Here is a 24801-nt window from a genome sequence, read left to right on the forward strand (position 1 = left end):
TGCCCGTAGGGGCCGGTTTCGGTGGAACTCCGAAAAACCCCAGCGCCGATGGCTGCGGCTTGACGAACGGATTAGTGCGGCTGAGGGCCGGTAGGGTTGGCGACGGCGGACTCGCCAGACCGAACAATCCCCCTAGCGTCGATTTGGGCGGGGACGCTATGCTGGTTAGGGTCAATCCGTTTGGCTGCGGCGGGGTCGCGAAAAGCGCGGCCAGACCTGTCGGCTTTGGAGTCGGTGGATTCAATCCGCCGTGCCCCTCCAACGCCTTCAACAGTTCTTCCAGATAGTTGCTCGGTGGGTTTCCGCTCATCCGCTGGACCATACATGAAAGCGACAATACAGGCCAGCAAGATGGGCGCGTAGAACAGCAGAATAGATAGGCTTCTTGCGGCCTTCCCAAGGCAAGCGAGCGTGAGCTTCGCAGGCTTGATACGAAGATCGGCAGCATCGGAAAGCGGTCGTTGAGCGATACGCTCGTATGCGGCTCGGAACCGCAGTTCGAGAGTCAGGTAATAGAGATCCAGTAAGCCGAGACAGATCACAGCGAAGACCCCCCCCAGGGCCAACTTGGCTGTCCCAGCCTGCACGGAGAGTGCGATGATCGCTGCCAGGATCGTGACGCAAAAGGTCTTGGCGCTGGCGCTGAATCCAGCCATGCGTGTCACCGCGCCCTGCAACATGTTCAGGTGCGCAATCTTAAGATCGACCAGCTTATCTGCGGACGGCGTTACGGTCAGTGCCTGGGTCATACCTTCCGCGCTTTCTCTTTAGCAAACTGAGCGATCACACCGTCGAGCGATCCTTCAGCGGCGGCCCAGACACGATACTTTTTTAGACGCTTCTCATCCTCATTGTTGTTCCACCAGCGATACAACCCTCCATGCGCCTCATACTTCACCTTCTCCCACTCGGCTTTGAGAAGCCATTGCGAGTGTTGGATGAGCAGCTTGTCAGCCTTATCAACCAGGAGGTGGTCGGTCCCGTCCCGGATCACCACGCTGTCGATGAGACGCAAAAGGTTCTTGTCTATCTCATTCCAGGGATTGAGTTGAAGCTGGATGACCGAGGCGATGTTGTTGATTTTGGTGAGGACGTTGACGACCAGCGATGCGGTGCCGCTTCCCTTCTCGCTCAGCACCTTCTGGCCCACGAGAGTGAAGCTCAGTTCAGCCAGTAACCCTGAGTAGGTGGCGATGCTTGTCCGCAGCTTTTCGATCCACTTGGATCGCTCTGCTGTGATGCTGTTGATGTAAACCGTGCGGCCAGCCACCAGATACGATGTAACAACGCCCGCAAGAGCGCCGACCAGCGCGATCAATGCGACGATCACCGCAAGGGCCGCTGCACCACCGCCGAGTGCATGATAGATTCGTGTCACTACGTCCATGTCATCCCCCCGCACCAGGTTGGCGCAGATCGGAACGCGAAGCAATGAAATGGTAAATAGGCAGGCCTTCGACGATACAGACCTCCTGATCTCAAATTCTGCAGGTCGAGTTGCGATTAACCGTGTGAATGTCCATTTTGGGCAGATGCTACCACTCGCCGCCGCCGTCAGGAATGGCGAGTATGTCCCCGACCTGGTCGAAATCTGAATGTCCGTTTCCTGGCGCGGGAAAACCGTGCTCGAACGTCTTGGATTGGCGCGAGGCAGTCAGTCCCGCCCGTCCCCAGAATGTCTGCTATCCTCGTGGCGCTGCTTCGAAGCGGCTCGCCGGAAACCACCCTTTGCGACGGCAGGCATGTGGAGCCGTCAATTTTGGCCAGTTGTGAGCGCTCCATTGCCGCACTTGAATGACGGATGCCAGCGCGGGATGTCTTGGGAGGGCATGAGAAAAGCAAAATCGGCACTACAGTGCCCATGCTCTTGCACCGCGAGAATATTTGAAGCAGCCTGACCTTCGCGGGCAGACCTCTGAGAAAGAGTATCTGTCATGAACAACACAAGCTGAATCAGCAGGATGGCGTTGAAGTAGCGGCAAGCAAGCCGCTGTCAGGCGTGATGCAAAGGCCACAGTGGGACAAAAACTGCGCTGTTGTCAGTCGGTGACTGTCGCCCCGCCGCACTTCGCCAGCGTCCGCCATGATCTGCCCCAATCCGCCAGGGTTCACCGGCACCTGCCACGCAGAGCCATAGCGGCCCGAATAGCCCCCTTGTCCGAGGCTGGAAGCCGTTCGATGCTGGCCGATGGGGGTCTTTGCAAACCATGATTTGAAAGATGCACTTATGTCCAACGCTGAACGTATCATCCGATTGAAGACCGTCCTGGCTCGAACGGGCCTGTCCCGCTCCACCCTCTATCGCAAGATCGCCGATGGCAGCTTCCCCCGACAGGTGCCGATCAGCATCCACGGCGCGGGTTGGCACGAATCCGCCGTCAATCGCTGGATCGCCGATCCGCGAACATATTGCGAGGACAGCCGGGGTTGATACGTAAATAGCCGCGTTCTCGTTGGGAGAACGCGGCTATTTGCAAAGCTGAAAGGGATGCGAAAAAAAACGCATCCGCTTTTGCAGCCATTGGCAATTACTCGGCGGGTTCAGCCACCTTTTTCGCACGAGGCACGCGCGCAGGCTTGGACGCTTCGACAGGCGCAGTAGCGCGCGGTTTACGGCCAAGGCCGATCTTAACGGCCAACTCCTTACGCTGCTGCGCGTAATTGGGGGCAACCATCGGATAGTCTGCCGGGAGGTTCCACTTTGCCCGATAGTCGGCAGGTGTCATCTGATAATGGGTCATCAGGTGACGCTTGAGCATCTTGAGCTTCTTGCCGTCCTCAAGGCAGACGATGAAGTCGGGCTTGATGGAGGAGCGTATCGAGACGGCAGGCTCTTGCTTGACTTGCGCGATAGCAGTAGGCTCGCCCAGTCCAGAAAGAGCGGCATGAACATTGGCAATCAGCGTGCCTAGATCGTTGACGGCCACGCTATTGTTACTGACGTGCGCGGCTACGATATCGGCGGTGAGGGTGATGAGAGTTTCGTCGGTGGACATTTAAGTGTCCCTCCTTGTTTGCGACCAAAGATATTGCGCCATTGGCATCATGGCATTCAGATTACCATCTCATAATCATAAAATATAATTTATGCCTGTTCAGCCATCTATAAATAGCCGCTTGAAAATATCATCGCGATATTGTCACGCATGACGTCAATGGTTTCACTGCCCTTGCTCTCGTGATGGGTAGAACATCAACGCTGACTATTCTGCCTTCCTGAAGGGGCCCTGCACTACCTTGGCGCCATCGCGCAGGAAGTCGAGATGATCCGACCAATGCTGCATCATGCGGACGCGCTCGTCCCAATATTCACCGCGTGTATAGGCACGCCGCACGGCATTATTGTCGCAATGGGCAAGCTGTCGCTCGATCGCATCGGGGTGCCATAGCCCCATTTCGTTGAGCAGTGTCGCCGCCATCGCCCGGAAGCCATGGCCGGTCATTTCATCCTGAGCATAGCCCATTCGTCGCAGCGCCGCGTTGATCGTGTTCTCTGACATCGGTTTGGCCACAGAGCGGAGCGAGGGGAACAGATGGCTGCTGTAGCTCGCGTCGTGTTCGATCGACTCGAGGATGGCTATGGCCTGACGGGAGAGGGGTATGCTGTGCGGACGTCGCATTTTGGTCTTGTGCGCCGGGATTGTCCAGATGGCTTTATCGAAGTCGAAATCCTTCCATTCGGCGAAACGCAGCTCGCCCGGTCGCACGAATATATGTGCGAGGAGGTTGAGTGCAGCCTTGGTGTTCGACTGCCCTTCAAACGAATTTATCGCGCGAAGCAGTGCGCCGGTTTCCTTGGGCGTCGTGATGGCCGCGCGATGCACGGGCTTTGGTGCGACAAGCGCGCCGCGCAGATCGGCGGCTACATCGCGCTCCGCCCGTGCTGTGGCAATGGCATAGCGGAATATCTGTGAACAGGTGCTGCGTAGGGTCTTTGCTGTCTCATAGCGACCTTTGCCCTCCATTTTACGTAACATGACGAGCAATTCCTGGGCGCAGATCGAAGCGATGGGGCGCTTGCCGATGGATTGATTGATGAAATCCAATAACCAGCGCAGCTTCTTCATTGTCGCGGGGGCACGTCCCTCCCGCTCTACCTTCGTGAGCCATTCATCGGCGACGGCCTTGAAACTATTGGAGGCAGCTACAGTGGCAGCGATCCGTTCCAGCTTGATCTGCTCGGCAGGGTCGCTTTCTCGCGCCAGAAGCTTGCGCGCCGCGTCGCGCTGATGGCGAGCTTCGGCAAGCCCGGTGTCCGGCCATACGCCGAAGGCCAGCGTCTTCTGTTTCCCGAAATGACGATAATTCATTCGCCAGTAACGACCGCCTGCTGGTGTTACCAGCAGATAGAGGCCATCACTATCCGTAAGTTTGTAGGGTTTGTCGCGGCCTTTAGCCGCTTTGATTGCAACCACTGAAAGCGCCATGATGGTATCTCCAACCGAGCGACCGGCGAGCTGCCATCAGAAATGCCATCATGTCGATGGTATGGAGTGGCATCGGGCCAGACTGATTGAGATGATCATACCAGAAAAAATGGCGGAAAACAGCCATTCTTGAGCCAAAATGGCACCCTCTGGGAGAGGGAAATGGTGACCCCTACGGGAATCGAACCCGTGTTTCAGCCGTGAGAGGGCCGCGTCCTAACCGCTAGACGAAGGGGCCAATAGCCGCGCTGGGCGGCTGGCAGGGGGTGGCCTTTACGGGGCGGCTTCGGCTTCGTCAACCCACCGCACACTGCAAAAACTACCGCACATAAAAAACCACCCCATGCAATGCACGGGGTGGCCAAGGTTCAGGGAGGAGACGTCTCCAAAGGGGGAGACGCCCATACGACACACCCGAAAGGGGGACAGGTGCGCCGCATGTTCGATAGATAGACTGGGGCGCCGAATGTTTCAAGAGGTCAGTTGCAAAAACGGACCAAATGAGTTGAACGGTCGGCGCCCTGCGGAAAATCAGGCGTTGGCAGGCTCTGCGGTGACGGCCGGCTGCACCGGCCCCTTGCCCTGACTGATCTGCATGTCGAACAGTTCGCGCATCAGCTGGAGCGAAAAGAGGTGGGCATAAAGCAGCGGCAACATCCCGTTCTGGCTGATCTTGCGAAGCTGGTCGCCGCGCAGGTCGCGCAGCTTTTCCTCATTGACCATCTGGAAACCGCGATAGACGAACGGCTGGTCATTGCCGGGCACCTGGATCGCGACTTCGCCATCCATCAGCAGGTCCATGGCCTTCAATTCGGTCATGAAATTGCCCGTGCGGGCAGCGGCCTGCTCGAAATCTTCGCAGAACTTCAGGATATTCTGCGTGACCTCGGTGGGCTTGCCATCCTCGAACAGCTTGTTGCCTTCCTCGAACGTGCCGACCGCATCGGCGGAAGGGTCGAAGCATAGCGACAACTCGTCGCTGTCGGGGCGCAGCTTGGCCAGCATCCAGGGATAGCGGCGCACATAAGCGGGGACATAGGCGGGACCGATCAGCTTGCCGTCGGCGTCAAGGAAGACGTTGACGCCCTCGTTAAGGCCCATCAGCGCCAGCGGCACCGGGTCTTCGCCGGCCGAAAAGATGATCGGCAGAAAACGCTGTGCCTGCGGAAATTCGTCGACCGTCAGCGGGATGGCGTGCTGGAGCGCCAGATAAGGGGCCGACTCGATCGACCGCGTGCTGAAGTCTGCATGATCCTGGCTGCTGACCGGAATCAGATCCTGGTAGAAGATGGGAAGGGCGTTGGCGGGCGCGCTGGCCATGATGTGATTTCCGTTCCGTCACTGCGGCGCTCCGCCGGGCGGGGCGCGTGTCAATAGGTGGGTGAGGGCACTAATGGCCTATCCGCACAGTGGCAATCGCTTTGTAGGTGGGGCGTTCCTTACCTGCCTTCGCCGGGCAAGGGCAGCAGTTTGCCGGGGTTCAAGCGATTATCGGGATCGAACGCGGTCTTGATGGCGCGCATCGCCGCCAGCCGGGCTGGACTGGACAGGCGTGCCAGTTCCGCGCGTTTCATCTGGCCGATGCCATGTTCAGCCGAGATCGACCCGCCTGCCGCGACCACGGCATCATGGACGAAGGCGCTGATGGCCTGCCCCTGCGCCGCGATCCAGGCGGGGCCGTCGCTGGTCCCTTTGGGCGCGCGGACATGGAAATGGACATTGCCATCACCCAGATGGCCAAAAGAGGAGGCGGTGGTGCCGGGGAAGGCGCTCTCCGCCGCCGCTGCGCCATCGACCATGAAGGCGGGCATGCGCGCGATCGGCACGCTGATGTCGAACTGAAGCGCCGGGCCTTGCGCACGCTCGGACTCCGACAGCGACTCCCGGATGCGCCAGAAAGCGTCGGCCTGCGCTTCATTGGCAGCGATGGTGGCGTCGATCGCCACCCCTGCCTCGAACGCCTGCGCCAGCGCTCCTTCCAACCGCGCTGCCGGGCCGGGTTCGCTGATGTCTGCATGATCTACCTCGATCAGCACATGCCAGGGCGTGCGCGTCTCGATCGGTGAGCGGATACCAGGAATGTGGGAGAGGACATGGCCGAGGCCATCGTCGGCAATCACCTCGAACCCCTCTACGCTGTCGCCCAGCGACCGTTCCACCAGCCGCAACAGCGCCAAGGCGTCCTGCGGCGTGGCGACCCCGATCCAGCCCACCGCCCGCGCGGCGATGGCGGGCACCAGCCGCAATGCAGCGGCGGTGACGATGCCCAGGGTGCCTTCTGCACCGATCAGCAGTTGCTTGATGTCATAGCCGCGATTATCCTTCTTCAGCGCGTCCAGCCCGTCGAAGATTCTCCCATCGGGCAACACGACCTCAATCCCCTCGACCAGCGCGCGCATCGTCCCATGGCGCAACACCTGCGTCCCGCCCGCATTGGTGGAAACAAGCCCGCCGATCGTGGCCGATCCCTTGGCTCCCAGGCTTAATGGAAAGCGGCGACCCGCGTCCTGCGCCGCGTCATGCAGTGTGGACAGGATCACGCCGGCTTCGCACACCGCCAGATTATCGTCAGGCGACAGGCTGCGGATGCGGTTCATCCGGCGCAGCGACAGGATCAGCGCGCTGCCATCGGCGGGCGGCGTCGCCCCGCCGACCATCGACGTATTGCCCCCCTGCGGCACCAGCGCCACGCCCAGCTCCGCCGCCAGCGCCATCGCCGCGGCGACCTCTTGCGTTGACGCCGGCGACAGGATCGCGGGCGTCGCCCCATGGAACCGCCCACGCCAGTCGGTCGTCCAGGGGGCGATGTCGTCGGGATCTGTGGTGACGCCCTTTGGCCCCAGCAGGCCCGCGAAGCGGTCGAGAATATCCTGTCCAATCATAGGACGGATATATGCCCCGGAATTCATCGACTGTTCAACCATCTGTCGATAGCGTGATTCGCCCATAAGGGGTCTGCTTTGTTCCAATCCATCCTGATGCTTGTTTTAGCGCCCGGTGCGGCAGAATCCGAACAATGGGCGCAGATGACGATTCAACAGCGCGTCATCATCCGTGTGCCCATGGGACCGCGTGCCACGGCGCAGGCGCGCGCTCGGTCGCGTGCCCCCGAACCCTCGGAGGAATGGAAGGAAAAGAAGGGACCGAAATGCGTGGCGCTCCGGTCGATCCGCTCGGCCGCGATCGTGACACCGGACGGTGTCGACCTGATCCTGGCCGACGAGCATCGCTATCGGGCAAAGCTGGAACGCGGCTGCCGCTCGACGGGTTTTTATTCCGGCTTCTATGTCGAGCCACAGGCTGATCGTTCGCTCTGCGCGGGACGGGATGAGTTGCAGGCGCGCAGCGGCCTCGCTTGCTCCATCACCAGCTTCAAGCGACTGGTCGAGGACGACTGACCCCGATTGACCGTCCCCGGTACGCGGATTTGGCCGGATTTCCTTGACAAGTGGACGGGATTTCCGCAAGGGCCGGGCGCTTGGACCTGCATCCCGGCGGGCGCCTCGCCTTTTCCCTTGTCCCGGACATTTGCATGACTTTTGCCGACCTCGGCCTTTCCGATGAATTATTGAAGGCCGTTTCAGAGGCCGGGTATGACACGCCCACGCCAATCCAGGCGCAGGCGATTCCGCCCGTGCTGATGATGAAGGACATCATCGGCATCGCCCAGACCGGCACCGGCAAGACCGCCAGCTTCGTGCTGCCGATGATCGACATCCTGGCCCATGGCCGCAGCCGCGCGCGGATGCCGCGCTCGCTGATCCTGGAGCCGACCCGCGAACTCGCCGCGCAGGTGGCCGAGAATTTCGAGAAATACGGGAAATATCACAAGCTCTCCATGGCGCTTCTGATTGGCGGCGTGAATATGGGCGACCAGATCGCGGCGCTGGAAAAGGGCGTGGACGTCCTGATCGCGACGCCGGGCCGCCTGATGGACCTGTTCGGGCGCGGCAAGATCATGCTGAACGGCTGTTCGCTGCTGGTGATCGACGAAGCGGACCGGATGCTCGACATGGGTTTCATCCCCGATATCGAGGAAATCTGCACCAAGCTGCCCGCCCAGCGCCAGACGCTGCTTTTCTCGGCCACCATGCCGCCGGTCATCAAGAAGCTGGCCGACCGTTTCCTCGACAATCCCAAGTCGATCGAAGTCGCGCGCCCCGCCAGCGCCGGCATCAACATTGCCCAGTGGCTGGTGAAGGTCGATTCGCGCAAGAAGCGCGACGTGCTGCGGACCATGTTGCGGCAGGAAGAAGTGACCAGCGCGGTCATTTTCTGCAACCGCAAGACGACGGTGCGCGACCTTAACAAAAGCCTTCAGCGCGACGGTTTCCGCTCGGGCGAGATTCACGGTGACATCGACCAGTCGGCGCGCATCGCCGAACTGGACCGGTTCAAGACCGGCGCGGTCAACATCCTCGTCGCCTCAGACGTCGCCGCCCGCGGGCTGGACATCAAGGGCGTGAGCCACGTCTTCAATTTTGACGCGCCCTGGCACCCGGACGATTATGTCCACCGTATCGGCCGCACGGGCCGGGCAGGGGCAACGGGCGTTGCCTACACCTTCGTCACCGCCGAGGATGCCGAGGCGCTCGACAATATCCAGAAGCTGATCGGCACAAAGATCGCCGTCGTCGGCGCCCCCGCCGATTCCGGCGACGATGCACCCGCGGACGCCGCTCCCGCCAAGCCCGCGCGCAAGCCAAGGACGCCGCGCAAGCCCGCCGAAGCCGAGGCGAAGCCCGAAACCAAGCCCAAGGCTCCGGCAAAGGCCAAGCCTCCAGTGGAAGCCGCGCCCGTCGCCGAAGACCTCCCCCGCGAGGGAGCGCCGCGTGAAGCGCCCCGCCAGCGCGAAGACAACCGCCCACCCCGCAACGACGCCCCGCCACCGCCCGCGTCCTCGCGCGGCCGCCGCGACCGGCAGGACGATGACGGCCCGGACGACGGCTGGAACGGCCCAATGCCCGAATTCCTGTCCTTCGGTTTCAACGGCTGATCGAAATATCCTTCTCATTGGCGGGAGAAGAATGAACTGGCTGATCAGCGAGTCGGTCAGGCGTAGCTTGCAGAGAGGCAGGCGCAATAGCTGCGCCGATCCAAAACACTCTACAACCGTCATCCCGGGCTTGATCCAGGAACCAAAAGCCTTATCCTATCCATGACGCTCAACCGTTGAACCAATGCCCCCGCGCCCCCGCCTCCCGGCAATGACGGCAACGGGTGGTTTGCGGACGGGCGGCTATTGGGTAGGCGGGCCGCTAATTAAGACTCGCCATTCCTAATGGGCACTAGCTGCCGCAGGATTTCACGCATAGCAACAACCTTGTCAGCAGCCGTACTAGCCTCAGATGACCTTTCTCCGTTTATAGCTGAAACATACTCCCGCTTTGATTGGTGCATCGCGTCAATCGCCAAATCCATAATTGATTGAGCGAAATCTGCGTTCCCAATTGTCATGGTCACGATCGCTGGCTTTGGAAACGGATTAAAAGCTTCAATTGTGCTCGACGACAACTCATCTATGAGGTCGTCGAATTCGTCACGACGCAGAATTTCTTTGATATCCCACGGATGCATTCTCGTCTCCTGCTGCAAAACAGCTCAACCTAATGTCAGCTTTACTGCAACATCGCGATTGCCGTAAACGGCAATAAATGGTCGATAGCGGCGGTCCCCGCCTCCCTAAATCAACCCCTGCGCGCGAAAGCTCGTATGTCCCTGCGCGCCGATGATGATGTGGTCATGTACCGAAATCCCCAGCCGCTTGGCCGCGTCCACGATGCTGCGGGTGATGTCGATATCCGCGCGGCTGGGCGACGGGTCGCCCGATGGGTGGTTGTGGACCAGGATCAGGCTGCTTGAGCCAAGGTCCATCGCGCGTTTGATAACTTCTCGGGTATAGATGGCCGCCTGGTCGGTTGACCCCTCGCTCATCACTTCGTCGCGGATCAACTGGTTGCGGGCATTGAGGTGCAGCACGCGGACACGTTCGATCGTCAGATAGGCCATATCGGCGCGCAGATAATCGAGCAGCGCCTGCCAGCTTGCCAGCACGGGCCGCTCCGCGACGTCGCTTCGCAGCAGGCGCAGGGCGGTGGCCTGCACGATCTTGATCGCGGCGACGCTGGTGTCACCCATGCCGGGGACGCGGCTGATCGATTGCCAGTCCGCGCTCATCAGCCCGCCGATGCCGCCAAATTCGCGCAGCAGCGCCTTGGCCAGCGGCTTTGTATCCCGCCGGGGAATCGCCAGCGCCAGCAGATATTCGATCAGCTCATGGTCCAGCAGCGCGTCGCTGCCGCCATCGGCCAACCGCTGGCGCAGGCGCGCGCGATGCCCTGCGCCATCATGTGTAACTGGCCCATCATGTGTAACTGGAATATCGCCTTCGCTCATGCCCGCTTGTCGCTCCCCTCAACGGCCTGAAGAAAAGCGCTATGCGTTGCGGAATCCGGCGGCAAGGATATTTAAGGGCGGTATAGACGTTATAGATGCGTTACAGACATACGAACGCCAAGTGAAAGCCGGGGTTGGCCAGACGAATGAATGAAATCGACGGCGAAGAGGCGGTTCGCCGGGGGTGGCTGCGCTGGCTGGGCATTGGCACGGGCACGCTGGGGCTGGTGCTGGTCGCGCTATGGACCCAGCGCGCGCCCATCGCCGACAATTTCCTGAACCGCGAATTGAATCGCCGGGACATTCTGGCGCGCTATCGCCTGGTGGATGTGGGGTTGCGGACCCAGCGGATCGAAAAGCTGGTGCTGGGCAATCCCGCCAATCCCGACCTGACAGCAGAATGGGTGGAGGTAGACATCGGCTTCACCGGCCTGACGCCAGAGGTCGTGGCGGTCCGGGCAGGCGGCGTGCGGATGCGCGGGACATTGCATCAGGGCGTCCTGACGCTGGGCGAACTCGACAAGTTTCGTGACAGCCAGTCGACGGCACCGTTCAGCCTGCCCGGCATGCGGCTGGCGCTGTCGGACGCGCGGATGCACCTTGCGACCGATGCGGGCGTTGTTGGCTTGACGCTGGATGGTTCGGGCGACCTCCAGTCCGGGTTTCGCGGAACGCTGGCCGCTGCCATGCCCAAGGCGGGATTCGCTGGCTGTGGCGCGACCGTGGCGACGGCTGTGCTGGATGTGGCGATTCAGGCGGAGCGGCCTCGTCTCACCGGCCCGATCAAGGCGCATGCGCTGGCCTGCCGGAACCGGGGAATCGCGCTTGCGCAGCCTGCGGGGCAGGTGGATGTGAAGCTGGGCAAGGCGCTCGACCGCTGGACGGGGCGCGTTGTGCTGGCGAGCGCTGCGCTGAAGGCGCAGGGCATCGTCGCCGCCCGGCCGCGCGCGACCGTGGATTTCGACGGTACCGCTGCAAAGACGGGCGGGCGACTCTATATGGATGCGCAGGCGCTGGGCAGGGCTGGCGGCGGGGCCGGGGTGTTGGCGCAGGATCTGGGCGTGGATGCACGCTGGTCCGTCACCACCGGGCGCGCCCTTGAAGCGCAGGCGCAAGGCACCCTTGCCGCGAGTCGCCTGCACGGTGGCGGGCGTGATCCGCTGGCTGATCTGCGCACTTCAACGGCTGGCACGCCTGTCGGGCCGCTTGCCATACGCCTTGCCGACGCGGTGCGCGCAGCGGGGCGCGACAATCAGCTCAAGGCCAGCTTCGCCGCCGCTCAACACGGCACGGGCGGCAATCTGATCCTGACCGACGCGACGCTGTCGGCGCGCAGCGGCGCCCGCATCGGCCTCGCGCCCAACAGCCGTCTTGCCCTGACATGGCCCGGCACCCGCAAACGCCCTGTCGACTGGGCGCTGGACGGCAGCCTCACCACCGATGGCGGCGGTTTGCCACGCGCTGCGCTGCGGCTGGCCCGCCGACCGGGCGGGGGCTTTGGCGGGCAGATGTTCATCGACCCCTATGCGGCGGGCGACGCACGCCTCGCGTTGGAAGCCGTCCGCTTCACGGCGGGGGCGGGTGGCGAAACCCGCTTTGCCACATCGCTACGGCTCGACGGGCCGCTGGAGGGCGGCGCCCTGCGCGGCCTGTCTATGCCCATAGAGGGCCGAATCGGGGGCGACGGATCACTGACTATCAACCCGCGCTGTGTGCCCGTGTCGCTGCAAAGCGCCCGCTATGGTGGTTTCGCGCTCGGTCGCACCCGGCAGACACTGTGCCCGGCGGAGGCTGGGGCGCTGTTTGCCTATAATCAGGGCGGCCTGCGTGGCGGCGCGCAGATTCGCAATCTTTCCCTTCAGGGGCGCAGCGGCGACAGCCCCATGCGTCTTTCCGCGGATAGCGCCCGCGTGACGCTTGGCCAGACCGGCTTCGCTCTCGCCAATGCACTGTTCAGTGTCGGGCCGCGGGACGCGCCCGTTCTCCTCTCCGCCGCGACCATTACCGGCCGCGCGGCAGGGCAGGGGCTTGGCGGGCATCTTGAGGGCGCGACTGGCCGCATCGGCACCGTTCCCCTCGACATAGGCGAAGCGCAGGGCGACTGGACCTTCGCGCGCGGCGTGCTGGACGTGAAGGGCAGCTTGTCCGTCAGCGACACCGCCAGTCCCGCCCGTTTTAACGCGCTGGCCAGCAAGGACTTCGCCCTCACCCTGCGCGATGGCCGGATCACGGCGAATGGCAGCCTCACTACACCGCGTAGCGGCGTGAATGTGGCATCCGTCGATATTCGCCACGACCTTGGCAACGGGCAGGGGCAGGCCGATCTCAAAGTGCCGGGCCTCACCTTCGATTCGAAACTCCAGCCAGAGGAACTTACCAGCCTCGCGCTGGGCGTTGTTGCCAATGTCGCAGGCACGGTGACGGGTGCGGGGCAGATACGCTGGAACGGCAACACCGTCACCAGCGACGGACGCTTCCGCACAGACAATAGCAACCTCGCCGCCGCTTTCGGCCCGGTCGAAGGACTGTCGGGCGAAATCCACTTCACCGACCTCATCGGCCTCGTCACCGCACCGGGGCAGGAAGTCCGCCTCAAGACCGTCAATCCCGGCGTAGCGGTCCGCGACGGCGTCGTGCGTTATCGGCTGGGCGAAGGGCAGAAAGTACATGTGGAGGGTGGCGAATGGCCTTTCTCCGGTGGGCGGCTTGTCCTGCTGCCCACCACGCTGGATTTCGGCGCGGCGGTTGACCGTTATCTGACCTTCCGCGTGGTCGGTCTGGACGCTGGCGCCTTCATTCAGACGATGGAACTGGACAATATCTCGGCCACCGGCACGTTCGACGGGATCATGCCGCTGATCTTCGACGCCACTGGCGGGCGGATCGCAGGCGGGGTGCTGGTCGCCCGGCAACAGGGCATGCCGCCGCTGTTGATGCCCGAAGGCGTGCTGCCGACCATCCCCTGTGATCCGGCGCGCCAGTCTGGCGTGCTGTCCTATGTCGGCCCGGTTTCGAATGAACAACTGGGCGTCATGGGCAAGCTGGCCTTCGACGCGCTCAAGAATCTCCAATATAAGTGCCTCACCATTTTGATGGACGGCGCGCTGGATGGAGAGATGGTCACGAATGTCGTCTTCAACGGCGTCAATCGCGGGCAGATCGGCAGTGCGCCCGCCAGCATTGCCCGCAATTTCGTGGGCTTGCCTTTCCTGTTCAACGTCCGGGTGACTGCGCCTTTCCGGGGGTTGCTGGGCACTGCCCAATCCTTCATCGATCCCAGCCAGTTGATCCGCAACAGCCTGGGTGATGCCTATGCCGACAAACTCGCCAAGGAGAAGTTGGAACCAGGACTTGCGGTTCAGCCTGCCGAAAGCGACAAGGTGCCAAACGGGGAGCACAAATGAAGAGAATAGCGATCATCACAGCGGGTCTGGCCGCGATGGCACTGGGGGGCTGCATTCAGGTGAAAGCCCCCGATCGTCCGATCGAGATCAACCTGAATGTCAAGGTGCAGCAGGAAGTGGTCGTGCGCCTTCAGCGCGATGCCCAGGATCTTATTCAGAATAACCCGGAGTTGTTCCCGCAATGACACGTCCCATTCTCATCATCGCGGCAGGCGCCGCCCTTGCTCTTGCCACTGGTCTGGCGCTGACGGCCCCTGCGCGCGCGCAGGGTGCATCCGTCGCGGCTGCGATCGCCGCAGGTACCGTCGGCGAACAGGCTGATGGGTATCTGGGTATCGCCGGGGCGGTCAGTGGCGACGTCCGCGCAGAGGTCGAATCGATCAATATCAAGCGCCGCGCCGCCTATACCGATCTGGCCGGAAAGCGGGGCGTTACCGTCGCCGATGTCGCTGCCGCCACGGGCTGCCAGACGCTCAGCAGCCGCGTGAAGCAGGGGCAGGCTTACCGTGTCGGTGCAGGCGCATGGACGACGAAAGGGGCGGGCGCCATAGCCCTCCCGTCCTATTGCGCGACAGCCGGTTAAGTCGAAACGCAAGGATAGTGGCTGATTGCGGGCGCATTTCCGGCCCATTTCGGCTTAAACCCTTGAACGGTTGACTATCCGGCATCGCCTTTCTAAACGGACCCCGCCTTGACGGGTGCAGCCGCAGGCTTCATGGCCCCTTCGACACGCTAACAAGCGTTGGAAGAGGAGGCTGCGATGGCTGAGGACGCATCCGGGGAAGACCAGGCGGGGGAAGACGCACGGATCACATCGCTCGAAGAGCGGATCGCGCGCGCTGAACACGCCGAAAAGGTCAGGGTTGGTGCGAGCACGCAACAGGCGGACGATGGGTCTCGTCTTGGCAATCGTGTTCTCGCCGAACTGATCGGGGGTCTTGTCGGTGGTGCGTTGATCGGGTGGCTTCTTGACCGCCTGTTCGGTACGTCGCCTTGGCTTCTGCTCGTTTTCCTCGGTCTTGGTATCGTGGCGGCGTTCAGGAATATCATCAGGCTTACGACGAAGCGTCCCGGCGAATAGGGGCGCTTTTGTCATACATCGGCGGTCATCCGTCGCAGGGGTAAACGTGGCAGAATCCGGCAAAATCGATCCGATGCACCAGTTTGCGATCGAACCTCTGTTCGGTACGGACCATCTGTCGATCGGCGGTTTCAACATCGCCTTCACCAACAGCGCGCTGTACATGGTCGCAACCGCGATCGTGCTGTGGCTGTTCGTGATGATGGGCATGAAGCGCGATCTGGTCCCCGGCCGCTGGCAGATGGCGGTCGAAACGATGACCGGTTTCATCAAGAATTTGTTGATCGCCAACGTGGGTGAGGGCGGCAAGAAGTATATTCCTTACGTCTTCTCGCTGTTCATGTTCATCCTGCTGGCCAATCTTCTGGGTCTTCTGCCGCTGGGTCTCATCGGCATGCACCCCTTCACCTTCACCAGCCACTTTACGGCGACCGGCGTGCTCGCGATCATGAGCTTCTCGATCGTCCTGATCGTCGGTTTCTGGAAACACGGCTTCCACTTCTTCTCACTCTTCATCCCGCATGGCACGCCGCTGCCGATGATCCCGGTCATTTTCCCGATCGAGTTGATCTCCTTCATGGTGCGCCCGTTCAGCCTTGGCCTGCGACTGTTCGTCGCCATGACCGCCGGGCACGTGCTGCTCAAGGTTCTGGCCGGCTTCGTCATCAACAGCTCGAATGCGGGTGTTGGCTATGGCCTGACCGTAGGCACTGCCAGCTTCGTGCTGATGATCGGCATCAGCGCGCTGGAAATGCTGGTCGCGGTGATCCAGGCTTATGTGTTCGCGCTGTTGACCTCGGTCTACATCAACGACGCCGAGAATCTTCACTAAGATAATTTTGTCCAACGTTTAAAGTAATCTAGAAAAGGAGTTTATCATGGACGCAGAAGCCGCAAAGCTGCTCGGTGCTGGCCTGGCCGCAATTGGTGCGGGCATTGCTGCCCTCGGTGTGGGCAATGTCTTCGCCTCGTTCCTCGAAGGCGCATTGCGTAACCCCGGCGCTGCCGACGGCCAGCAGGGCCGTCTGTTCATCGGCTTCGCCGCAGCCGAACTTCTGGGTCTGCTGGCGTTCGTTATCGCCATGATCCTGGTGTTCGTGGCCTAATTACGAATAGGATGGGCCGGGCGGCCCTTATGATCGCCCGGCCCGCCATCTCTAAAGCGGACGCAAACCCATGCCTCAAATCGCGCAAATTGCCGATACCTACAGTTCCCAGATTTTCTGGCTGCTGCTGACCTTCGGCTTCGTCTTCTTCGTTGTCGGCCTTGGCATGGTGCCAAAGGTGCAGGCGACCGCCGACGCGCGCGATGCGAAGATCACGGGCGATCTGGACTCTGCCAAGGCGGCTTTCGCCAGGGCTGATGAGGCTGAGGCCGAATATCGCGACCGCGACATACAGAATCGCACCGCTGCCCAGGCAACGCTGGCACAGGCCAAGGCGCAGGCTGCCAAGGCCTCCGAAGCCAAGCTGGCCGTGGCAGATGCTGGCATCGCAGAAAAGATCGGTGTCGCAGAGGCACGGATCAAGGCCGCAAGCGCCGCGGCGATGGCCGAAATTGAAACGGTCGCCGCCGACGCGGCGCGCGACATGGTGGCCCGCATCTCCGGCGTGGAAGCGTCGGAAAGCGACGCCCGCAATGCAGTAAAGGCAGCACTTGCTCATGTCTGAGACTGTGGCCCCCCTACACAAAACCGCCTCCGCGCCCAATCTGTCGCAGGCCATCCACGCCGAAGGGCTGGAGCCGGTTGGCACCGTCGCGCATGAGGGCGTTGCCCCCCATACCGATCCCGAGGCTGTCGGCATGGACGCCACTGCCTGGGTTAGTCTGGCGATGCTCGCTTTCATCCTCATTCTGGTGGCGAAGAAGGTGCCTGCCCTGATCGGCAAGACGCTTGATGGTCGCATTGCGGCGATCAAGGCGCAACTCGACGAAGCCACCAAGCTGCGGGCCGAGGCCGAAGCGCTGAAGGCTGAATATGAGGCGAAGCTGGCGGCTGCCGCTGGTGAAGCCGAAGCGATGCGCAAGTCCGCCGAGCATGAGGCGGAAACGCTGCTCCACGACGCTCGCATCAATGCGGAGGCTCTGGTCGTCCGTCGCCAGAAGATGGCGGAGGACAAGATTGGCGCTGCCGAGCGTACCGCGCTTGCCGACATTCGGAACCAGGCCGTCCGCGCCGCCACGGGCGCTGCGGCGACCCTCATCGCCAGCGGTCACGACGCAAAGGCGGACAAGGCGCTGGTCGACAGCGCGATCAAGGGACTTGGCCCAGTCGCCTGACCCGCGTCGCCTGACCCGCTGATCTCTCACGACAAGCAAAGAGGCCGGGCGGGCAACCGCACCGGCCTTTTTGCTATTGCAGGATAGCAACTTGCCATCCGCCCCATCGCCGCTATCTCATCCTCATAATGTCCAGTCCCCAATCTCCCGACCGTTTCAACGAAGACAAGGCCAGCTATACCGTCCGCGGTTCCGGCGCGCCGGATATCGATGCCGGGGTCGAAGCGATCCGCAATGTTCTGAAAACCCTGCCGACCCGTCCCGGCGTCTATCGGATGCAGGATGCCCGTGGCGATGTCCTTTATGTTGGCAAGGCTCGCGCGCTGAAGAACCGCGTCGTCAACTACACCCAGGTCGATCGTCTGCCAAAACGGCTCCAGCGGATGGTGTCCCAGACCCGGTCGATGACGATCGTCACCACGAACAGCGAGGCCGAAGCGCTGCTGCTGGAGGCGCAGCTTATAAAGCGCTTTCGTCCGCCTTATAATGTCCTGTTGCGCGACGACAAAAGCTTCCCGTTCATCCTGCTGCGGGAGGATCATGCCTTCCCTCGCGTGCAGAAGCATCGCGGCGCGCGCAAATATAAGGGGCGCTATTACGGTCCCTTCGCCAGCGCCGGATCGGTGACGCGCACGATCAACGCGCTGCAAAAACTGTTCCTGCTCCGCTCCTGCACGGACAGCTTCTTCGCCAATCGTTCCCGACCTTGCCTTCTCTATCAAATCAAGCGTTGCTCTGCGCCCTGCGTCGATCGGATCGATGCGGCGGGCTATGCCGATCTGGTCCGGGACGCTCAGGATTTTCTCGGCGGGAAATCAACCGCCGTTCAGAAGAAGCTGGGCGCGCAGATGCAGGCATCCGCCGATGCGATGGATTTCGAGCAGGCGGCGGTGATCCGCGACCGGCTGAAGGCGCTGACCTTCATCCAGGGCAGTCAGGCCATCAATGCCGAAGGGTTGGGCGACGCGGATATATTCGCGCTCGCCACGAAGGGCGGCGCCATGTGCATCCAGGCCTTCTTCATTCGCGGCGGGCAGAATTGGGGGCATCGCAGCTTTTTTCCCGTCCACACCGCCGAAGTGGAGGAAGACGAGGTTCTCCGCAGCTTCATGGCGCAATTTTATGAAGAGGTGCCACCGCCCCGACTGGTGCTGACCGACCGCCAGCCCGCCGAATGCGAGCTGATGGCGCAAGCGCTTACGGAACGCATCGGCGCGAAGGTGCGGATCGAAGTGCCCCAACGCGGTGATCGCACCCGCCTCATCAAACAGGCGCAACGCAATGCGGTCGAGGCTCTGGACCGGCGCCTCGCCGAAACCACGACGCAGGCGAAGATATTGGAGGAGATGGTCGAGACTTTTGGACTGGACGGGGTGCCCGACCGGATCGAAGTTTACGACAACAGCCATATTCAGGGTGCCCACGCGCTGGGCGCAATGGTTGTCGCGGGACCGGAAGGGTTCCGCAAAAGCGCCTATCGCAAGTTCAATATCAAAAACCCCAACACGGCGCCGGGCGACGATTTCGCGATGATGCGCGAGGTTTTCGAGCGCCGCTTCGGCCGCGCCCAACGCGAAGACCCGGATCGCGACAGCGGTGAATGGCCGGATTTGGTCCTCATCGACGGCGGGAAAGGGCAGCTATCGGCCGCCCGGACGATATTGGAGGATCTGGGCATCGAGGATGTCTGCATGATCGGCATTGCCAAGGGACCGGACCATGGCCGCGAAGGGCGGGAAGTGTTTCATATGATGGACGGCCGGGAAGTGACCTTTCCCCTCAATCATCCCGTGCTCTTCTATCTCCAGCGGCTGCGCGACGAGGTGCATCGCTTCGCCATCGGGGCACATAGGGATAAACGGAGCAAGGCCATCACCGTCAGTTCGCTGGACGAGGTGCCGGGCATCGGACCATCGCGCAAGAAGGCGCTGCTCATGCATTTCGGCACGGCCAAGGCGGTGAAAAGCGCCGCGTTGGAGGATTTGCGGCGTGCTCCCGGTGTGTCGAAAGCCGTCGCTCAACAAGTTTATGATTATTTCCACGGCTAGAGCATCGCAAAAAAACGATGCGACAACAGAGAACTGGAGCAAGCGCCCCATATCGGATTTAACGCAGCTTGCTCCAGAGTGGCTCCAGCGTCGGGGCGGTGCCGCGGCCATGTGGTTGCAAAATCCGGCGACTTGCCTTATATGGGCTTTGCTGATGTCGTTTATGACGACCTGTGACACTTCCCCCGACCGGCAGCCTGTGATGGCGCCAGGGCGCGGAAGAACTGGCTAGAAGCGATAGCTTCCCTTCAGATCATGGATCTCAAACAGTGACCAGAACAGCTACGCGACCATCATGGGATGGGCGCGCTTCATAACGCATGTGGCGGCATAGGGCTGACACATCATAAAGATGGCGGCACAGGGTCGCCAAGGATTAAATGAACATACTCAATCACTCTATACTTCGTCCAATATTGACTCCCGCTTTTGACCGTCAGTCGTCCGCGTTTCTGGCGCCCGCATTTTCGGGCCAGTCCCGACCCTCGGGCACGTTGTCGAGCAGGGAATTGCAAAAAATCGTCGCCGACATGGTCGGCTAACCCCATCGCCGGGCAGAGCAACAGCTTTGCCCGGCATTTTCTTTTTTCACGAACAGGGAGATCCCGATATGAGCCGCGTACCCGTAAAGCCCTTTCTCATCACCAAGAATGAAGAGGGCGTGTTCCGCCTGACGGTGCGCGACACCCGCTTCAATTCGCAGGGCTATCCCATCGTGACCGCGACTCTTCAGGATGAAGAGTTCAAGACGGCCACCGCTGCTCGCGCACATGCGCGCGACAATTTCGGCGCCGAACCTGGGCAATATGCCACCAAATAACCCATGACTATGGAGAGGATGTCGCATGGCCAAGAGTCAAAAAAAGTCGAGCAAGGAAATCCGCAAACCCAAGGCGGAAAAACCCAAAAAGGCTAATGCTTCCAATCCATCCACCAAGCCGGCGGTTGTTGGTCTGGTAAATATAAAGAGCTGAATGGCGATAGCGGAGCGAAGTGGCTAGGACGGGATTATGCCGTCGCTGCTGACCTCCGCCATAGTCTGCGCCGTTCGCCCGCATGGCGAACATGGGGCCATCGCGCGATTGCTGACCCCCGATCACGGGCTGGTCGGCGGTTATGTGCGCGGTGGCCGCTCCCGCACGATGCGGCCTGTGCTGATGCCGGGCAATGCGGTGCAGGGTGATTTTCGCGCCCGTACAGAAGAACAACTGGCCAGCCTGACGGTGGAGCTTGTGCAAAGCCGCGCGCCCCTGCTGGCCGAACCCTTGCCCGCCGCCGCGATCGACTGGAGTTGTGCGCTAACCGCCGCCGCCTTGTCGGAGGGGACGCCCTGTCCGGCGCTGTATCAGGCGCTCGATGGCGTATTGGCGGCGATCGAGGCGGCTCCGGCGGCGCGGGGCTGGGCGGTGGCGCTGGTGCGCTATGAACTGCTTCTGCTCGCCGAACTCGGCTTTGGTCTGGACCTCACCCGTTGCGCCGCGACCGGCGGGGCCGACGATCTAACCTTTGTCAGCCCGCGCAGCGCCGCCGCCGTCAGTCGCGCGGGCGCCGTCGGATATGAGGAACGGCTGCTGCCGCTTCCATCCTTCGTTGTGTCAGGTGGGCAGGCGGACTGGCCCGATATCATCGACGGCCTGCGCCTCACCGGCTTTTTCTTGGAGCGATCGGTGTTGACCGACAGGCGGGCCGATGTGCTTGCCGCGCGCGAAAGGCTGGTCGAACGGTTGAAAAGAGCGGTTGCGTGATAGGCTGACGGACCATAAGGCGGCGGCAAATTGCCGCCAATGGAGTTACCCCATGTTGATCGCCCTGTTTCCCGGAGATGGTATCGGCCCCGAAGTGATCGCGCAGGCGCGCCGGGTACTCGACGCGCTGGCGATCGATGGCCTCGCTTACGAGGAAGGGCTGGTCGGTGGCGCGGCCTATAAGGCGGTGGGACATCCACTGCCGCCCGAGACGCTCGACATAGCGCGCCGGGCCGACGCCGTGCTGTTCGGCGCAGTGGGCGATCCCGATTGCGATTCGCTGGAGCGGCATCTGCGCCCCGAACAGGCGATCCTGGGTCTTCGCAAGGAATTGGGGCTGTTTTCCAACCTTCGCCCGGCGAAGGTCTTCCCCGAACTGGCCGATGCTTCCGCGCTCAAGCAGGAAGTGGCGAGCGCCATCGACCTGCTGATCGTCCGCGAAACCAATGGCGACGTCTATTTCGGTGAAAAGGGGATGCGCAAGACCGCAGACGGCCTGCGCGAAGGCTATGACATCATGTCGTACAACGAAGCGGAAGTCCGCCAGATTGCCCATGCGGGTTTTCAGGCCGCGCGCGCGCGCCGGGGCAAACTCTGCTCGGTCGACAAGGCAAATGTGCTGGAAACCAGCCAGTTGTGGCGCGACGTGGTGATCGAGGTGGCGGCCGACTATCCCGATGTCGCGCTCAGCCATATGTATGTCGATAATGCCGCGATGCAGTTGGTGCGCAACCCCGGACAGTTTGACGTGATCGTCACCGGCAACATGTTCGGCGACATCCTGTCCGATCAGGCAAGCATGTGCGTAGGGTCGATCGGCATGTTGGCATCGGCCACGCTGAACGGCAGCGGGCAGGGGCTGTATGAGCCGATCCACGGCTCCGCGCCAGACATTGCCGGGCAGGGCAAGGCCAATCCGCTGGCGACCATCCTGTCGGCAGGGATGATGCTGCGTTACTCGCTGAACCTCCCCGAGCAGGCGGACAGGATCGAGGCGGCGGTGGCCAAGGCACTGGCTGGCGGTGCGCGCAGCCCCGACCTTGGCGGTTCCATGAGCACGCAGGCGATGGGCGACGCCGTGCTGGCGGCGCTCTGATCCAGGCGCCAGTCAGGCAGGTTGCGGGGCCAGTTCGGCAGGAGCGGTCCTGTCGGGCTGACTGAGGCGCGGCTATGGCGCGCCTCATGACCGACTTTTCCCTGCCCTCGCTACGCGCCGCCGCGCAGATGGTCCACGGCCAGATGCCGCCGACTCCACAATATGCCTGGCCCCTGCTGGCCGAGCGAGCGGGCTGCGCGCTATGGGTCAAACATGAAAATCACACGCCCACCGGAGCGTTCAAGGTCCGGGGTGCGATCACCTATATGGATTGGCTGCGGCGCACTCATCCGCAGGTGACGGGGATCATCACCGCAACCCGTGGCAATCATGGGCAAGCGCAGGTGCGTGCGGCAAGCGCGGCAGGCCTGCACGCCACGATCGTCGTGCCCCACGGCAATGCGCTGGAGAAGAACGCCGCGATGCGCGCGTTCGGTGCAACCCTGATCGAACATGGCCATGATTTCGACAGCGCCAAGGCGGAGGCTCTGCGGCTTGCGGCGCGCGATGGCCTGTTCATGGTCCCCGCCTATCACGACGAACTGGTGCGGGGCGTGGCGAGCTATGGCCTGGAACTGTTCGACGCCGTGCCGGACCTCGACACCGTCTATGTCCCCGTCGGTTGCGGGTCGGGCCTGTGCGGGACGATCGCCGCACGCGACGCGCTGGGGTTGAAGATCAAGGTCGTGGGCGTCGTGTCGGCCCATGTCGATGCGGCCAAGCGGTCGTTCGAGACGGGGCGGCTGTTGACCAGTCCCACCGCTTACACATTCGCTGACGGGGTGGCCGTCTGTACGCCGGTTCAGGCCGCGCTCGACTATTTCGGGCCGCGCGCCGATCGCTTCGTGAGCGTTACCGACGATGAGGTGGCCGACGCCATTCGCTTCTATTGGCAGGATAGCCACAATCTGGCCGAAGGGGCTGGCGCCGTCGCGCTGGCGGCCTTGCTTCAGGAAAAGGACGTAATGCGGGGCAAGAAGGTTGCAGTTATCCTGTCGGGCGGTAATTGCGACATGGGCCAGGCGGCCGAGATATTGGGCGGCGCGACGCCGCGCGTTACGCAAGACATGCGGAAGGCAGTATGAAAAGAAAATCAGGTCAGGATCGGGAGATCACGAAGCACTGGCGTCCGGCCACATTGGCCGTTCGCGGCGGCACCGCGCGCAGCGAATATGGCGAGACGTCGGAAGCATTGTTCCTCACCAGCGGCTATAGCTACGACCGGGCGGAGGATGCCGCCGCGCGCTTTGCGGGTGATCAGGTCGGCATGACCTACAGCCGCCTGCAAAACCCCACGGTCGAGATGCTGGAGCAGCGCATCGCCCTGCTCGAAGGCGCCGAGGCCTGCCGTGCGACCGCGACCGGCATGGCGGCGATGACCGCCGCCTTGCTGTGCCAACTGTCCGCTGGCGACCATGTGGTCGCGGGCAAGGCGCTGTTCGGTTCCTGCCGCTGGCTGACCGACACGCTGTTGCCCAAATTCGGGATTGAGACGACGACCGTGGACGCCCGCGACAATGCGGCGTGGGAAGCCGCGATCCGGCCCAATACCAAGGTTTTCTTCTTCGAAACGCCCGCCAACCCGACGATGGACGTTGCCGACATGACGGCGATCTGCGGAATCGCGAAGGCGCATGGCATCGTCAGCGTCGTCGACAACGCATTCGCCACGCCCGCGCTCCAGCGGCCGATGGATTTCGGTGCCGATGTCGTCGCCTATAGCGCGACCAAGATGATGGACGGGCAGGGGCGCGTGCTGGCCGGGGCGATCTGCGGGTCGCAGGACTGGATTCTCAACACGCTGCTGCCCTTTCATCGCAATACCGGGCCGACGCTGTCCGCCTTCAATGCCTGGGTGGTGCTGAAGGGGCTGGAGACGCTGGACCTGCGGATCACGCGGCAGAGCGAAAATGCGCTGAAGGTCGCGCGCTTCCTGGAAGGGCGCGTCGCCAAGGTGCTGTATCCGGGGCTGGAGAGCCACCCGCAGCATGCATTGGCGATGCGCCAGATGACGTTGGCGGGGCCGATCTTCTCGCTGTATGTCGGCGGTGGCCGGGCGGAGGCGCATGGGCTGCTCAATGGCCTCAACCTGGTCGACATCAGCAATAATATCGGCGATTCGCGTTCGTTGATGACGCATCCGGCCTCCACGACCCATTTCGGCATGGCGGAGGCTGCACGGCTGGAAATCGGCATCACCGAGGATATGTTGCGCCTCAACGTCGGTCTGGAAGACCCTGATGATGTCATCGAGGATCTGGATCGCGCGCTGACGTCGATAGGGCGTTGACGGGAGCGGCGGGAAAGGGGCATTGCCTTTCAT

26 protein-coding genes and 1 tRNA gene are annotated in these 24801 nt (G+C 62.1%); 18 read left to right on the plus strand and 9 right to left on the minus strand.

Annotated features, from left to right (window positions below; translation table 11 throughout):
• Nucleotides 1-71 precede the first annotated feature (71 nt).
• Nucleotides 72-749, minus strand: coding sequence for a hypothetical protein (locus WFR25_RS10655; protein WP_336970813.1), 678 nt, complete (start codon nucleotides 747-749; stop codon nucleotides 72-74).
• The gene (locus WFR25_RS10660) at nucleotides 746-1387 is read right to left on the minus strand and encodes a hypothetical protein (protein WP_336970815.1); all 642 of its coding nucleotides are present in this window, start codon (nucleotides 1385-1387) and stop codon (nucleotides 746-748) included. The genes WFR25_RS10655 and WFR25_RS10660 overlap by 4 nt, the downstream gene beginning before the upstream one ends.
• 840 nt (nucleotides 1388-2227) lie before the next feature.
• Between WFR25_RS10660 and WFR25_RS10665 the strand changes: the two genes are divergently transcribed.
• Entirely contained in the window at nucleotides 2228-2431 is a 204-nt protein-coding gene (locus WFR25_RS10665) for a helix-turn-helix transcriptional regulator (RefSeq protein WP_336970817.1), read from the plus strand.
• A 97-nt stretch (nucleotides 2432-2528) separates the two neighbouring features.
• Here WFR25_RS10665 and WFR25_RS10670 read toward each other — a convergent pair whose 3' ends face one another.
• The 5 genes from WFR25_RS10670 to WFR25_RS10690 all read right to left on the minus strand — a co-directional run bounded on the left by WFR25_RS10670 (nucleotide 2529) and on the right by WFR25_RS10690 (nucleotide 7309).
• Nucleotides 2529-2996 (minus strand): Ros/MucR family transcriptional regulator, encoded by a 468-nt coding sequence (locus WFR25_RS10670; RefSeq protein WP_336970819.1) that lies wholly within the window; start codon nucleotides 2994-2996, stop codon nucleotides 2529-2531.
• A 207-nt stretch (nucleotides 2997-3203) separates the two neighbouring features.
• On the minus strand, nucleotides 3204-4427 hold the full coding sequence (locus WFR25_RS10675; protein ID WP_336970821.1) for a tyrosine-type recombinase/integrase: 1224 nt from the start codon (nucleotides 4425-4427) through the stop codon (nucleotides 3204-3206).
• Between the two features lie 163 nt (nucleotides 4428-4590).
• Nucleotides 4591-4665, minus strand: a tRNA-Glu gene (locus WFR25_RS10680).
• 293 nt (nucleotides 4666-4958) lie between these two features.
• A complete protein-coding gene (locus WFR25_RS10685; protein ID WP_336970822.1) occupies nucleotides 4959-5747 on the minus strand; it encodes a SapC family protein in 789 nt (262 codons plus the stop codon).
• 119 nt (nucleotides 5748-5866) lie between these two features.
• On the minus strand, nucleotides 5867-7309 hold the full coding sequence (locus WFR25_RS10690) for an FAD-binding oxidoreductase (protein ID WP_336970823.1): 1443 nt from the start codon (nucleotides 7307-7309) through the stop codon (nucleotides 5867-5869).
• A 78-nt stretch (nucleotides 7310-7387) separates the two neighbouring features.
• Here WFR25_RS10690 and WFR25_RS10695 point away from each other — a divergent pair, with 78 nt between their 5' ends.
• The gene (locus WFR25_RS10695) at nucleotides 7388-7825 is read left to right on the plus strand and encodes a hypothetical protein (RefSeq protein WP_336970824.1); all 438 of its coding nucleotides are present in this window, start codon (nucleotides 7388-7390) and stop codon (nucleotides 7823-7825) included.
• Nucleotides 7826-7959: 134 nt separating this feature from the next.
• Nucleotides 7960-9423 (plus strand): DEAD/DEAH box helicase, encoded by a 1464-nt coding sequence (locus tag WFR25_RS10700; protein WP_336970826.1) that lies wholly within the window; start codon nucleotides 7960-7962, stop codon nucleotides 9421-9423.
• A 266-nt stretch (nucleotides 9424-9689) separates the two neighbouring features.
• Here the strand turns inward: WFR25_RS10700 and WFR25_RS10705 are convergent, their stop codons facing one another.
• Both WFR25_RS10705 and radC read right to left on the minus strand, forming a co-directional pair.
• On the minus strand, nucleotides 9690-10004 hold the full coding sequence (locus tag WFR25_RS10705) for a hypothetical protein (RefSeq protein ID WP_336970827.1): 315 nt from the start codon (nucleotides 10002-10004) through the stop codon (nucleotides 9690-9692).
• Nucleotides 10005-10109: 105 nt separating this feature from the next.
• Complete coding sequence (radC, locus tag WFR25_RS10710; protein ID WP_336970828.1) at nucleotides 10110-10823, minus strand: RadC family protein; 714 nt, start codon at nucleotides 10821-10823, stop codon at nucleotides 10110-10112.
• A gap of 146 nt (nucleotides 10824-10969) precedes the next feature.
• Between radC and WFR25_RS10715 the strand changes: the two genes are divergently transcribed.
• The 15 genes from WFR25_RS10715 (at nucleotide 10970) to WFR25_RS10785 (ending at nucleotide 24768) form a co-directional block, all read left to right on the plus strand.
• Nucleotides 10970-14227, plus strand: coding sequence for an intermembrane phospholipid transport protein YdbH family protein (locus WFR25_RS10715; RefSeq protein WP_336970830.1), 3258 nt, complete (start codon nucleotides 10970-10972; stop codon nucleotides 14225-14227).
• On the plus strand, nucleotides 14224-14412 hold the full coding sequence (locus WFR25_RS10720) for a YnbE family lipoprotein (protein ID WP_336970832.1): 189 nt from the start codon (nucleotides 14224-14226) through the stop codon (nucleotides 14410-14412). The genes WFR25_RS10715 and WFR25_RS10720 overlap by 4 nt, the downstream gene beginning before the upstream one ends.
• Nucleotides 14409-14810 (plus strand): YdbL family probable chaperone protein, encoded by a 402-nt coding sequence (locus WFR25_RS10725; protein ID WP_336970834.1) that lies wholly within the window; start codon nucleotides 14409-14411, stop codon nucleotides 14808-14810. The genes WFR25_RS10720 and WFR25_RS10725 overlap by 4 nt, the downstream gene beginning before the upstream one ends.
• Before the next feature lie 177 nt (nucleotides 14811-14987).
• Nucleotides 14988-15308 carry an AtpZ/AtpI family protein gene (locus WFR25_RS10730; protein ID WP_336970835.1) on the plus strand — a complete coding sequence of 107 codons (321 nt, stop codon included), beginning with the start codon at nucleotides 14988-14990 and terminating at the stop codon, nucleotides 15306-15308.
• 46 nt (nucleotides 15309-15354) lie between these two features.
• On the plus strand, nucleotides 15355-16140 hold the full coding sequence (locus tag WFR25_RS10735) for a F0F1 ATP synthase subunit A (RefSeq protein ID WP_336970837.1): 786 nt from the start codon (nucleotides 15355-15357) through the stop codon (nucleotides 16138-16140).
• Nucleotides 16141-16186: 46 nt separating this feature from the next.
• Nucleotides 16187-16414, plus strand: a complete 228-nt coding sequence (locus WFR25_RS10740; protein ID WP_183954557.1) for a F0F1 ATP synthase subunit C — start codon at nucleotides 16187-16189, stop codon at nucleotides 16412-16414.
• A gap of 70 nt (nucleotides 16415-16484) precedes the next feature.
• Nucleotides 16485-16979, plus strand: a complete 495-nt coding sequence (locus tag WFR25_RS10745; RefSeq protein ID WP_336970840.1) for a F0F1 ATP synthase subunit B family protein — start codon at nucleotides 16485-16487, stop codon at nucleotides 16977-16979.
• Complete coding sequence (locus WFR25_RS10750; protein ID WP_336970841.1) at nucleotides 16972-17589, plus strand: F0F1 ATP synthase subunit B family protein; 618 nt, start codon at nucleotides 16972-16974, stop codon at nucleotides 17587-17589. Before WFR25_RS10745 ends, WFR25_RS10750 begins: the two co-directional genes overlap by 8 nt.
• Nucleotides 17590-17717: 128 nt before the next feature.
• The gene (uvrC, locus tag WFR25_RS10755) at nucleotides 17718-19637 is read left to right on the plus strand and encodes an excinuclease ABC subunit UvrC (protein WP_336970842.1); all 1920 of its coding nucleotides are present in this window, start codon (nucleotides 17718-17720) and stop codon (nucleotides 19635-19637) included.
• Between the two features lie 610 nt (nucleotides 19638-20247).
• Entirely contained in the window at nucleotides 20248-20457 is a 210-nt protein-coding gene (locus tag WFR25_RS10760; RefSeq protein WP_336970846.1) for a hypothetical protein, read from the plus strand.
• Nucleotides 20458-20482: 25 nt separating this feature from the next.
• Nucleotides 20483-20611: a hypothetical protein gene (locus WFR25_RS10765; protein ID WP_336970847.1), complete on the plus strand. Its 129-nt coding sequence runs from the start codon at nucleotides 20483-20485 to the stop codon at nucleotides 20609-20611.
• A gap of 36 nt (nucleotides 20612-20647) precedes the next feature.
• Nucleotides 20648-21382 carry a DNA repair protein RecO gene (gene recO / locus WFR25_RS10770; RefSeq protein WP_336970849.1) on the plus strand — a complete coding sequence of 245 codons (735 nt, stop codon included), beginning with the start codon at nucleotides 20648-20650 and terminating at the stop codon, nucleotides 21380-21382.
• A 52-nt stretch (nucleotides 21383-21434) separates the two neighbouring features.
• Complete coding sequence (gene leuB, locus WFR25_RS10775) at nucleotides 21435-22478, plus strand: 3-isopropylmalate dehydrogenase (RefSeq protein WP_336970851.1); 1044 nt, start codon at nucleotides 21435-21437, stop codon at nucleotides 22476-22478.
• Between the two features lie 86 nt (nucleotides 22479-22564).
• Nucleotides 22565-23563, plus strand: a complete 999-nt coding sequence (locus tag WFR25_RS10780) for a threonine dehydratase (protein WP_336970853.1) — start codon at nucleotides 22565-22567, stop codon at nucleotides 23561-23563.
• A complete protein-coding gene (locus WFR25_RS10785; protein WP_336970855.1) occupies nucleotides 23560-24768 on the plus strand; it encodes a trans-sulfuration enzyme family protein in 1209 nt (402 codons plus the stop codon). Before WFR25_RS10780 ends, WFR25_RS10785 begins: the two co-directional genes overlap by 4 nt.
• Nucleotides 24769-24801: the final 33 nt, after the last annotated feature.

This window comes from Sphingobium aromaticiconvertens (assembly GCF_037154075.1).
GTDB classification, from domain to species: domain Bacteria; phylum Pseudomonadota; class Alphaproteobacteria; order Sphingomonadales; family Sphingomonadaceae; genus Sphingobium; species Sphingobium aromaticiconvertens.